Raw genomic sequence first — 12,148 nt, 5'->3', positions numbered from 1 at the left:
AGCGACGCTCCTTATTGTTTTCGGCCTTTACGCTGCTTTTTCGGTTGAGCAGCAGGTTTTTCTACTTGTTCAACGGCAGCCATACCACCAAGGATCTCACCTTTGAAGATCCACACTTTAACACCAATAATACCATAAGTAGTTAGTGCTTCTGAAAGTCCATAGTCAATGTCTGCACGAAGTGTATGTAATGGTACACGACCTTCACGATACCATTCGCTACGAGCAATTTCTGCTCCGCCTAAACGGCCACTAACTTCAACTTTGATACCTTTAGCACCAGCTTTCATAGCATTTTGTACTGCACGTTTCATTGCACGACGGAACATAACACGACGTTCTAATTGAGCAGTGATACTGTCAGCAACTAATTTTGCATCAAGCTCAGGCTTACGAACTTCGGCAATGTTAATCTGTGCAGGTACACCAGCAATGCTCGCTACGGTATTACGCAATTTTTCTACGTCTTCACCTTTTTTACCGATTACGATACCAGGGCGAGCAGTATGAATAGTCACACGGATGCTCTTAGCTGGACGCTCGATCACGATCTTCGAGATTGACGCTTGTGCTAATTCTTTATTTAGAAATTGGCGTACTTTAAAATCGCCTTCTAAATTATCAGCGAATTCTTTTGTATCTGCATACCAGGTAGATGTCCAAGGTTTGACAATACCTAATCGGATACCATTTGGATTTACTTTTTGACCCATTGCTATTCTCCAGACCTAGCGATCAGACACGATCACAGTAATGTGACTCGTACGCTTCAAAATTCGATCCGCACGACCTTTAGCACGAGGCATAATACGCTTCATGGTTGGCCCTTCATCTACGAATATTTTCGCAACTTTCAGATCATCAATATCAGCACCGTCGTTATGCTCTGCATTAGCAATCGCAGATTCTAATACTTTTTTAACTAGTACAGCCGCTTTTTTATTGGTGTAAGTTAAAATATCAAGTGCCTGTGACACACTCTTACCGCGCACTAAATCAGCAACTAAGCGAACTTTCTGTGCAGAAGAACGAGCGTGGCGATATTTTGCAATTGTTTCCATCTCTTTCTCCTACTTATTTCTTCTTAGCTTTCTTATCTGCTGCATGACCGCGATAAGTACGAGTCGGCGCAAATTCACCGAGTTTATGACCAACCATTTCATCGGTAACATAAACTGGTACGTGCTGACGACCATTATGGACAGCGATGGTCAATCCGATCATATTAGGAAAGATCGTTGAACGACGGGACCAAGTACGTAATGGTTTCTTGTCCCCGCTTTCCACCGCTTTCTCTACCTTCTTCAGCAAGTGTAGGTCAATGAAAGGACCCTTCTTGAGAGAACGTGGCATAGCTAATCCTCTATTTAATTATTTCTTATTGCGATGGCGAACAATATACTTATCAGTACGTTTGTTGCTACGCGTTTTCAATCCTTTGGCTTTTTGACCCCATGGAGACACAGGATGTTTACCAAAGTTACGACCTTCACCACCACCATGTGGGTGATCTACTGGGTTCATCGCCGTACCACGAACAGTAGGACGAACGCCACGCCAACGTGTTGCACCAGCTTTACCCAATACGCGAAGCATATGTTCTGAATTGCCAACTTCACCAATAGTAGCACGACAATCAGATAATACTTTACGCATTTCGCCAGAACGAAGACGAAGTGTTACATATGAACCTTCACGTGCAATGATTTGAACATAGCTACCAGCAGAACGAGCAAGCTGTCCGCCTTTACCAGGTTTCATTTCAATATTGTGCACGGTAGAACCAACAGGGATATTACGCATTGGTAAACAGTTACCTGTTTTAATCGATGCATCAACACCAGATTGGATCTGATCTCCGGCTTTTAAGCCTTTTGGAGCTAGAATATAACGACGTTCACCGTCTTTATATAAAACTAACGCAATATTCGCACTACGATTTGGATCATATTCCAAACGCTCAACTGTAGCAGGAATACCATCTTTATTACGTTTAAAATCAACAATACGATAATGTTGTTTATGACCACCACCGATATGGCGAGTAGTAATACGTCCATTATTATTGCGACCACCAGTTTTGCTCTTTGCATCGAGCAAAGGTGCATAAGGTTTACCTTTATGCAACTCTGGGTTAACCACTTTAACAACGTGGCGACGACCCGGAGATGTAGGTTTACACTTAACAACTGCCATTGTTCTTACTCCTCCGAATTACTCAGCGACGCCTGCAAGGTCTAAATTTTGACCTTCAGCTAAAGTGACGTAAGCTTTTTTCCAGTCGCTACGACGACCAATTTGTTGACCACGACGTTTTACTTTACCTTTTACAACTAAAGTATTAACATCGTTTACCTTAACTTCAAATAGTTGTTCAACTGCGGCTTTGATCTCTTTCTTAGTAGCATCTTTAGCAACTTTTAACACTAATGTGTTATTTTTCTCCATTGAAAGAGATGCTTTTTCAGAAACATGAGGTGCACGCAGGACTTTAAGCAGACGCTCTTCTAGAATCATGCTACTTTCTCCTCTAACATTGCCTCAACTTGTTTCACTGCATCAACAGTCATGAGAACTTTTTCAAATGCAATTAAGCTAACTGGATCAATACCAGCAACATCACGCACATCAACTTTATAGATATTACGTGAAGCTAAGAAAAGATTTTCATCAATTTCAGAAGAAATAATCAATACATCATTAAGATCCATTGCTTTTAATTTCTGAATTAATAATTTAGTCTTAGGAGCTTCTACAGTGAATTTCTCAACTACCACTAAACGATCTTGACGCACTAACTCAGAGAAAATACTCTTTAGTGCACCACGATACATTTTACGGTTAACTTTTTGGCTATGATCTTGTGGTTTTGCTGCAAATGTTACACCTCCACTACGCCAGATAGGGCTCTTTACAGAACCTGAACGAGCGCGACCAGTACCTTTTTGACGCCATGGTTTTTTGCCAGAACCAGCTACTTCTGCACGAGTTTTTTGACCACGAGTTCCTTGACGAGCTCCTGATGCATATGCAACAACAACTTGGTGAACTAATGCTTCATTAAAATCACGTCCGAAGGTAGTTTCTGAAACAGAAAGCGCTTGCGCGTCTTTAACTACTAATTCCATTTCTATCTCCTCGACGTTAAGCTTTAATCGCTGGTTTAACAATTACGTCACTATTGATTGCACCTGGAACAGCACCTTTAATTAATAAAAGGTTACGCTCTGCATCAACACGTACAATATCTAAGTTTTGAACAGTTACTCGTTCATTACCTAGGTGACCTGCCATTTTACGACCTTTGAACACTTTACCTGGAGTTTGGTTTTGACCGATAGAACCATGTCCACGGTGTGCCAAAGAGTTACCATGTGTAGCATCCTGAGTACGGAAATTCCAACGTTTTGTAACGCCAGCGAATCCTTTACCTTTAGATGTACCAGTAACATCAACTTTTTTAACGTCAGTAAAAATATCGACATTAATGCTTTGACCTACAGTGAATTCGCCTTCTTCAAAACGGAATTCCCATAAACCACGACCAGCTTCAACACCAGCCTTAGCAAAATGACCTGCTTCAGGTTTATTTACACGGCTAGCTTTTTTGCTACCAGTAGTAACCTGAATCGCTTGATAACCATCCTTCTCAATATTTTTCACTTGAGTAACACGGTTAGCTTCAACTTCAATTACGGTTACAGGAATTGAAACACCCTCTTCTGTGAAGATTCGTGTCATTCCCACTTTTCGACCGACTAAACCAATCATTGTTTCGACCTCTTAATCCTTTTCAGCCCAGAATTAACCCAAACTGATCTGCACGTCAACACCGGCAGCAAGATCTAGACGCATCAGAGCATCAACTGTTTTTGGAGTTGGTTCAACGATATCGACTAGACGTTTATGAGTACGAATCTCGTATTGATCTCGTGCGTCTTTATTAACGTGTGGTGAAATCAATACAGTGAAACGCTCTTTGCGCGTCGGTAATGGAATAGGACCACGAACTTGCGCACCAGTACGCTTCGCAGTTTCAACGATTTCCGCAGTAGATTGATCAATCAAACGATGATCGAATGCTTTTAGACGGATTCGGATTCTTTGGTTCTGCATGAGACCAGAGCTCCACTATAAAAAAGTTATAACAAAAGACTACCCCTCATTCCCTGTTTCGATTGACAGGAGAGTGTAATCCGTTCTTTACGTAACCCCCAAATCGAGAGTATTGTGCGGATGTAACCAAGACTGGCATCCAATAAACCTCGCCCTTATTGAGCGAAGTCCGAGTATTATACTGAAAAAGCGAATCAATGCAACTGTTTAATTGTGCAAAATTGATTCTATTTGGCTAATCAATAATTTATTAAAATCAACATGAATTATACTTTAAATTAACAAACTGAATATTATCGATTTTTATATAATTTATCAGTAATAATAAATATCTGTTTCTCTCTTCTTAAACATTAATGAATCAAAAATCCATGCCGTATCGTGGTTATTTCATTTTATTAGCATCAAATGTTGATAATAAAGCAGCGATAAAAGATATGTTAGTTTATTTTTTATACTAATATTGTTTAGCTTGCTCAAGAATATTTAGTTACGGTATGATATGGTAAAAATCACATAATAAAATGATCTCATTTTGAAACTATCTTCTATTACCCAAGAATTGCTTTCTCTGTTACCTCCCGCATTAGCAGAGCACTACCAATTACTGACAACTTGTAGCTTATTATTCGTCGTTATTATCCTATTTTCTTTTACCAAGTTACGTATGGATATTATTGCACTACTTGCTATAACCGCTATTATAATGACCGGTGTTTTAACACCTAGCGAAGCATTGTCTGGCTTTAGTGACCCTAATATTGTCTTGATCGCTTTATTATTTATTATTGGTGAGAGTCTTGTTAGAACCGGTATCTCTTATCAGATGAGTGAATACATCTTAAAAGTAGCCGGTAAGAATGATATTCGGATTATTATCCTCATTATGTTAGCTGTCGCTTTATTAGGATCGGTAATGAGTTCCACCGGTGTTGTAGCGATTTTTATTCCCGTTGTTATCAGTATTGCCACTCATTCAGGTATACATGTAAAAAAATTAATGATGCCATTATGTATTGCTGCATTAATTAGTGGCATGATGACATTAGTAGCTACGCCACCAAATTTAGTTGTTAACAGTGAGTTAGAACGAGCGACACTTGAAGAGTTCAAATTTTTTTCTATTACACCAATTGGTCTGGGAGTATTAGCGGTTGGCATTATCTACTGTATTATTAGTCGCAATTGGCTCATATCGAAAAAAACCGCTAATGAATTACAACAATCGCCAGCGCGTAGACAGATAACCGATTTAATTCGAGAATATAAATTGTCTGGTAGAGCCCACCGAGCTCAAATATTACCTGGTTCATCTTTTATAGGTAAAACGCTCGATAGTCTCCATCTTAGGAGTCAACAAGATGTTAACGTAATTGGGATAGAACGTTGGCGTAAATTTAGAAAAGTCTTAATACCGGTCAATAGTATGACTGAATTTCGTGAAGGGGATGTGCTGCTATTGGATTTCTGTCATTCTGATGCCGATTATCGTAATTTCCTAGCGGCTTATTCTTTAGAACCTAAAGTGCTACGTGGCGAATATTTTTCTGATCAAGTAAAAGAAGTTGGTATGGCGGAAGTAGCACTATTACCAGAATCATCATTATATGGAAAAACATTGAATGAAATCGATTTTCGCAGCAAATATTTCCTCACGGTAATCGGTATTCGTCGTAACCATGCTCCAATTGAAGCGAATAACTTATTTGAAGAAAAATTACAAATTAGTGATACATTATTAGTCTGTGGCGATTGGGGATCCATTCGCAAATTACAAACGAAAACAAATGATTTCGTCGTGTTAGATTTTCCCGCAGATATGGATGATGTAGCGCCGGCAAGTTCACAAGCCATTGCGGCATTAATTAATCTTACCATCATGATTGTATTAATGGTAAGCGGTATTGTGCCAAATGTCGTAGCAGCATTGATAACTTGTTTATTAATGGGACTTACGCGCTGTATTGATATGACAAGCGCTTATAAGTCGATTCACTGGCCTAGTTTAATTTTAATTATCGGTATGATGCCTTTCGCTCTAGCACTAAATAAAACAGGTGGTATTAATTTATTCTCAGATTTACTCAAACAACATCTTTCTGGTTATGGACCATATGTCGCATTAACTTTCATTTTTTTACTCTGTTCTGTGGTGGGATTATTTATTACTAACACCGCGACAGCAATTTTAATTGCACCAATTGCCATCAATATTGCACTTGGGTTTGGATATTCTCCATATCCATTTGCTATGACAGTAGCCATTGCCACTTCAGCATCATTTATTACACCGGTTTCGTCACCGGTAAAAACCATGATTGTTGCTCCAGGTGGTTATAGTTTTGGTGATTTTGTTAAAGTTGGCGTACCATTGACCTTTCTAGTTCTTATTGTTGATATTCTCTTAGTCCCACTCTTTTTTCCATTTTAAGTAATTTTATGGGTTATCCTCAGTTAACAACTATGTTTAATTAGCTCAATGGGTAACATTGAGCTAAAAAATACCAATCTTTGGCCTCATAAATGTTGTTCTAACTTAAACTGATAACTGCAAATCAATAACATTTAAGTATATACTAGTTAACGACAAAATAGAGAAGAGTTATACATTCTTCAAAGAATAACAGGTAATTATCATGATAGAACATAACATAAAACAACCTCTAAAAATTATTTTTGCTGGTACACCCGATTTTGCAGCAAAACATTTACAAGCACTTCTTGATTCTTCACATCAAGTCATAGCGGTATTTACTCAACCAGACAAACCGGCAGGTCGAGGAAATAAAATCACAGCAAGTCCGGTAAAACAACTAGCCCTACAACATCATATACCAGTTTACCAACCCGCAACGCTAAAAGAACTAACAAATCAACAAATGATTGCTGAACTTAATGCCGATATTATGATTGTGGTCGCTTACGGATTGATTTTACCGCAAGCTGTACTAGATATGCCAAAACTTGGTTGTATCAATGTTCATGGATCACTATTACCAAAATGGCGTGGCGCTGCACCAATTCAACGAGCATGCTGGGCAGGCGATAAAGAAACAGGCGTAACCATTATGCAAATGGATGCCGGGCTTGATAGTGGGGACATGTTATATAAACAAAAATGTATGATTGAAGAGCATGATACCAGTGCTTCATTGTATGATAAATTAGCTCAACTAGGTCCAGAGGCTTTACTTAAAGCCTTAACGCTAATCATCGAAAAAAAAATACATCCAGAAAAACAAGATCAATCACAAGTTACTTATGCGGCAAAACTCTCAAAACAAGAAGCTAAATTAGATTGGCATTTACCTGCAGAACAACTTGAACGTTGCATTCGTGCTTTTAATCCATGGCCAATAAGTTACTTTGAAATCAATGGAGCACCAGTAAAAGTTTGGCAAGCCAATGTAATACTTAAAGCTTGTAAGCAGGAACCTGGCACGATCATACAAGCGGATAAGCATGGTATTCAAGTTGCCACCTCTGCAGGAATTTTAAATATTACTCAATTACAACCATCCGGAAAAAAAGTCATGTCTGCACAAGATATTCTTAATTCACGTAAAGCGTGGTTCACTGTTGGTAATAGCATTTAAATAATATATAAATGATAAAGTTTTTTATATCAATTCCCGTAATATCAAAATAATATGTTGAAAACTTTATCATTTTTTACAGGTTAAAAAATCCATTTATAATGTCATGACTAACACAAATTATTCATTTGCTTTTATAAAAAAAAACACAGTAAAATATCAAAAATTTCAAAAAAAATAATGGCATACGTCTAAATATCCTCCTATAATGCTCAACGAATTAATATAATATTGAGAATATGAAAAGTGATAGCAAACCTAGTCAATTATAAAACTTTTCCCATTTGGTACATAAATACCATTCCAGAAATATTTAGAGAATCAAACCGCACAGATGAGGAAACTTGGATAAAACTAGCCATTTTTAAGGGTGAAATGGAATTTGCAACTTTGGATAACACTGGAAATATTACTGGCATGCATTATTTTTCTGTGGATAATCAACCTCCGTTTATCATACCTCAACATCGCCATAAAATTGTCACTGTATCAGACGACATCGAATGCCAACTATCTTTCTATTGTGATAAAAAAGATTATTGTCGTAAGAAATATGGCTTACCCCAAACACATAGCAATGTGATCAAAGCGACTAAAATTATAGCTGGAGGTAAGGCATTAGACTTAGGATGTGGATCAGGACGCAACGCATTATATTTAAACTTATTTGAGTTTGATGTTGATGCTGTCGATAAAAATGAAAATTGTATTAAAAATCTCAATCAAATCATTAAACAGGACTTTCTCACAAAAATAAAAGCCAAAGTTTATGACATCAATCAAGCAAATCTAACTGGACAATATGACTTAATTATATCAACTTCAGTAATGATGTTCTTACAACCAGATCGAATTTCAGATATCATTAACAATATGCAGAATATAACCAATTCAAAAGGTTACAATCTTATTGTGAACGCAATGTCTACTGCCGATTACCCTTGTTCCATACCATTTCCATTTACCTTTAAAAAAGAAGAATTACGTCAATATTATCAAAACTGGAATATCATTGAGTATAACGAAAATGTTGAACAATTACATAAAACAGACCACAATGGTAATCACATACGATTACGGTTTGCAACGTTATTAGCTCAAAAGAAATAAAGAAATGCTTCACACCGTTAAAATATCAATAAAAAACCAATATGAACGGCTAGTTCATCAGAGAGCTCCTATTCAAAAGCTAACTTCGTCTCAAAGCAACATCGTGATATTGATTAATGATCTTCTTTTGCATGATTCAAGCTGTAACGAGGAATTTCAACCGTCAAATCTTCATCGTCAACTATGGCTTGACAACTTAAACGACTGTGAGGCTCAACTCCCCAAGCTTTATCAAGCATATCATCTTCTTGTTCATCGCTAGGTTCTAATGAATCAAAACCTTTTCGTACTATACAGTGACATGTAGAACACGCACATGACATTTCACATGCATGATCAATTTCAATATCATTACGTAATGCTACTTCTAAAATTGATTCACCCTTCTCAGCTTCAACTGTGATACCTTCTGGGCAAAGATCAGCATTCGGTAAAAAAGTAATCTTTGGCATAATTCGCTCTCTTTTTAAAATTCAAGGCTTAAATATCATCAACTCGCTGACCGGCCAATGCATGTTTAATGGAACGATCCATTCTTCTGGCAGCAAATTCTTGGGTTAAGTGATCCATTTTCTTAATTTGCCTCTCGATTTCACTACTATCTTGTTCTTCTGCTAATGTAGCTAAGCGTTGCTTTTCAATTAGAATCACATCAAGTTCCGAACGAGATAATAAATCAGCGTCTTGTGCCAAGGCCGTTTGTAAACTTTCTAATACTCGTGCAGCTTCAACTCTCTGTTCAGCAAGGCGCCGTGCTTGTTTATCAAATTCAGCATGACTTAACGAGTCTTGAATCATCTGTGCAATTTCTTTATCCGTTAATCCATAAGATGGTTTGATTTGTATTGCGGCTTGCACACCGGTAGATTTTTCGATAGCTGTAACACTTAATAAACCATCAGCATCAACTTGAAATGTTACCCGAATATGGGCTCCTCCAGCGGGCATCGGTGGAATACCATGTAATGTAAAACGCGCTAACGAGCGACAACCGGCAACCGTTTCACGTTCGCCTTGTAAAACATGGATCATCATCGCAGTTTGACCGTCTTTAAACGTTGTAAACTCTTGGGCATAAGCACATGGAATGGTCGTATTACGTGGAATGATTTTTTCCACTAACTCCCCCATGGTTTCAACTCCTAATGATAGCGGAATAACATCAAGTAATAACATGTCGGCATCGGGTTTATTCCCCACTAAGATATCGGCTTGAATCGCGGCACCAATCGCGACTACCCGATCAGGATCAATTGAGGTTAACGGCGTTTGATTGAAGAATTCGCCAACTCTGTCACGCACATAGGGAATACGTGTGGATCCGCCAACCATAACAACTTCAACAACATCAGTGATATCCACATTAGCATCTTTCAATGCGCGTCGGCATGAAAATAATGTTTTTTTAATTAAAGGTTCAATTAAATGATTAAATTCTTGGCGGGAAAGGTATCCGTGCCAACCATTAAAATCAATATTTACTTGTTCATAAATAGATAACTGCTGTTTGATCTGATTTGCCAGGTCGAGTAATTGCCGTCGTAAATACGGATCATAACGATTGCTCACTTTAGCTTTATCGGCAATCCATAAGGCTAATTGTTGATCAAAATCATCGCCACCTAATGCTGAATCACCGCCTGTAGCTAAAACTTCAAATACTCCTTTACTTAACCGGAGTATCGAAATGTCAAATGTGCCGCCCCCCAAATCATAAACAGCTATAACCCCTTCCTGCCCAGAATCCAACCCATAGGCAATTGCGGCAGCAGTAGGTTCGTTTAATAAACGCAATACATGTAATCCGGCTAAGTTTGCTGCATCTCTGGTTGCCTGACGTTGCCCATCATCAAAATACGCTGGAACAGTTATGACTACTCCATCTGGTGCTTGACCTAATGATTCATTTGCTCTTGTAACTAATGCACGTAAAATATCAGCTGAAACTTGAATCGGATTAACAGTTCGATTAACCAAATTTAAAATCGGTACGCCATTTTCGCCTGCGCTAAGTGAGTAAGGTAAATGATTATTATCTATATCACTAATATGACGACCCATCATCCTTTTAATCGAGCTAACAGTATTGTGTGGATCAAGAACAGCCCCTTGCTTAGCACGATAACCGATCGTAATTAAACTATTCCCATCATGATCAATACCATAATGTACCACAGAAGGAAGCAAATGGTTCCCTTCTAAATCAGGTAACGTTTCAGCTTGCCCACTTCGCACCGTTGCCACAAGTGAATTAGTTGTACCAAGATCTATACCTACCGCGACACGTCGTTGATGTGGTGGTGCCGTCTGCCCTGGCTCACTGATTTGCAATAAAACCATGAAATATTCTCTTTAGACTAATAGATTGATAATAAGATATTATAAATTAAACTGTTTTTCTTGAAGCAGCTCGATCTGTTCAATCAATTTTGCATAATAACGTAGCTTATATAATTGCTGTTTTGCCATTAGCCAATGAGATTGATTAATATACTCTAATAATTGTGCATAAATTTGATTTTTACGCTCAATCATCTCATCATAAAATAATGTTAACTCATCCCAATTTTGCTCATGTTCAAGATCATCCAGTTGCTCTCGCAACATAAATTGTTCCATCAAAAATGGACTATCATGAATAGTTTGCTGCTCTTCATTAATATTTATTCCTTCTAAACTTAGCCGATATTCGGCAGCTTTAATAGGATCTTTTAGGGTTTGATAAGCAGCATTGATGGAAGCTGATTGTTGCAAAATTGCAGCTTTTTCGTTATCTGGCGCTGTCGCATAGTTATCTGGATGAAACTGCCGCTGTAATTGCTGATAGTGTAAACTTAAAAGGGAACCATCAATGGGTAATACAACTGGTAATTGCAATAAATTAAAATAATTTTTTTCCATGTCCCCCCCCTCTTATTTACAAAAGCAATATGCCTGACTAGACATTGAAACTTTCGCCACAACCACACTCATTTTTAACATTTGGATTGCTGAATTTGAAACCTTCATTCAAGCCTTCTTTAACAAAATCTAATTCGGTACCATCTAAATAGACAAGGCTTTTTTTATCAACAATAATTTTGACTGATTTGTCTTCAAAAATTGTATCATCGTCATATATCTCATCAGCAAACTCAAGAACATAAGCCATACCAGAGCATCCCGATGTTTTGACGCCAAGACGTAACCCGATACCTTTGCCACGGTTAGCTAAAAATGAGTGTATCCGATTAGCTGCACTTTCAGTTAAAGTCACTGACATATCTTTTTCCTTTATTATGTATCCCATACCATTATCCGAATAACCATCTAAATTCATTACTAAA

Annotated in this window: 15 protein-coding genes; 3 read left to right on the top strand and 12 right to left on the bottom strand. The window is 37.8% G+C overall.

The features are described 5' to 3' along the window. Positions 1-11: 11 nt before the first annotated feature. The 8 genes from rpsC to rpsJ are packed head-to-tail and all read right to left on the bottom strand — an operon-like array spanning position 12 to position 4,116. Positions 12-713 carry a 30S ribosomal protein S3 gene (gene rpsC, locus JMI89_RS03920; RefSeq protein WP_187754253.1) on the bottom strand — a complete coding sequence of 234 codons (702 nt, stop codon included), beginning with the start codon at positions 711-713 and terminating at the stop codon, positions 12-14. Between the two features lie 15 nt (positions 714-728). Continuing rightward, on the bottom strand, positions 729-1,061 hold the full coding sequence (rplV, locus tag JMI89_RS03915; RefSeq protein ID WP_187754252.1) for a 50S ribosomal protein L22: 333 nt from the start codon (positions 1,059-1,061) through the stop codon (positions 729-731). Between the two features lie 13 nt (positions 1,062-1,074). Further along, on the bottom strand, positions 1,075-1,353 hold the full coding sequence (gene rpsS, locus JMI89_RS03910) for a 30S ribosomal protein S19 (protein WP_039103318.1): 279 nt from the start codon (positions 1,351-1,353) through the stop codon (positions 1,075-1,077). Positions 1,354-1,371: 18 nt separating this feature from the next. Beyond that, on the bottom strand, positions 1,372-2,196 hold the full coding sequence (gene rplB / locus JMI89_RS03905; protein WP_187754251.1) for a 50S ribosomal protein L2: 825 nt from the start codon (positions 2,194-2,196) through the stop codon (positions 1,372-1,374). Positions 2,197-2,214: 18 nt separating this feature from the next. Then, positions 2,215-2,517 (bottom strand): 50S ribosomal protein L23, encoded by a 303-nt coding sequence (gene rplW / locus JMI89_RS03900; RefSeq protein ID WP_187754250.1) that lies wholly within the window; start codon positions 2,515-2,517, stop codon positions 2,215-2,217. Then, on the bottom strand, positions 2,514-3,128 hold the full coding sequence (gene rplD, locus JMI89_RS03895; RefSeq protein WP_187754249.1) for a 50S ribosomal protein L4: 615 nt from the start codon (positions 3,126-3,128) through the stop codon (positions 2,514-2,516). Before rplD ends, rplW begins: the two co-directional genes overlap by 4 nt. A 16-nt stretch (positions 3,129-3,144) precedes the next feature. Then, positions 3,145-3,771: a 50S ribosomal protein L3 gene (gene rplC / locus JMI89_RS03890; RefSeq protein WP_187754248.1), complete on the bottom strand. Its 627-nt coding sequence runs from the start codon at positions 3,769-3,771 to the stop codon at positions 3,145-3,147. A 33-nt stretch (positions 3,772-3,804) separates the two neighbouring features. Beyond that, the gene (gene rpsJ, locus JMI89_RS03885; protein WP_187754247.1) at positions 3,805-4,116 is read right to left on the bottom strand and encodes a 30S ribosomal protein S10; all 312 of its coding nucleotides are present in this window, start codon (positions 4,114-4,116) and stop codon (positions 3,805-3,807) included. A gap of 571 nt (positions 4,117-4,687) precedes the next feature. Here rpsJ and JMI89_RS03880 point away from each other — a divergent pair. The 3 genes from JMI89_RS03880 to tehB all read left to right on the top strand — a co-directional run bounded on the left by JMI89_RS03880 (position 4,688) and on the right by tehB (position 8,822). Continuing rightward, on the top strand, positions 4,688-6,547 hold the full coding sequence (locus JMI89_RS03880) for an SLC13 family permease (RefSeq protein ID WP_370633712.1): 1,860 nt from the start codon (positions 4,688-4,690) through the stop codon (positions 6,545-6,547). Positions 6,548-6,767: 220 nt separating this feature from the next. Then, on the top strand, positions 6,768-7,712 hold the full coding sequence (gene fmt / locus JMI89_RS03875) for a methionyl-tRNA formyltransferase (RefSeq protein ID WP_370633711.1): 945 nt from the start codon (positions 6,768-6,770) through the stop codon (positions 7,710-7,712). Between the two features lie 249 nt (positions 7,713-7,961). Further along, positions 7,962-8,822 carry an SAM-dependent methyltransferase TehB gene (gene tehB, locus JMI89_RS03870; protein WP_370633710.1) on the top strand — a complete coding sequence of 287 codons (861 nt, stop codon included), beginning with the start codon at positions 7,962-7,964 and terminating at the stop codon, positions 8,820-8,822. Between the two features lie 113 nt (positions 8,823-8,935). Here the strand turns inward: tehB and fdx are convergent, their stop codons facing one another. Genes fdx through iscA form a run of 4 tightly spaced genes read right to left on the bottom strand, consistent with a single transcriptional unit; the run spans position 8,936 to position 12,084 of the window. Continuing rightward, positions 8,936-9,274, bottom strand: a complete 339-nt coding sequence (fdx, locus tag JMI89_RS03865) for an ISC system 2Fe-2S type ferredoxin (RefSeq protein ID WP_220679383.1) — start codon at positions 9,272-9,274, stop codon at positions 8,936-8,938. Between the two features lie 28 nt (positions 9,275-9,302). Next, a complete protein-coding gene (gene hscA / locus JMI89_RS03860; protein WP_220679382.1) occupies positions 9,303-11,162 on the bottom strand; it encodes a Fe-S protein assembly chaperone HscA in 1,860 nt (619 codons plus the stop codon). 39 nt (positions 11,163-11,201) lie between these two features. Further along, entirely contained in the window at positions 11,202-11,723 is a 522-nt protein-coding gene (gene hscB / locus JMI89_RS03855; RefSeq protein WP_220679381.1) for a Fe-S protein assembly co-chaperone HscB, read from the bottom strand. A 37-nt stretch (positions 11,724-11,760) separates the two neighbouring features. Next, positions 11,761-12,084: an iron-sulfur cluster assembly protein IscA gene (iscA, locus tag JMI89_RS03850; protein WP_187754243.1), complete on the bottom strand. Its 324-nt coding sequence runs from the start codon at positions 12,082-12,084 to the stop codon at positions 11,761-11,763. Positions 12,085-12,148 lie beyond the last annotated feature (64 nt).

The organism is Frischella sp. Ac48 (assembly GCF_019641635.1).
Lineage (GTDB): Bacteria > Pseudomonadota > Gammaproteobacteria > Enterobacterales > Orbaceae > Frischella > Frischella japonica.
The sequence above is the reverse complement of the archived record's forward strand: the minus strand, read 5'-3'. Positions and strand labels throughout refer to the sequence as shown.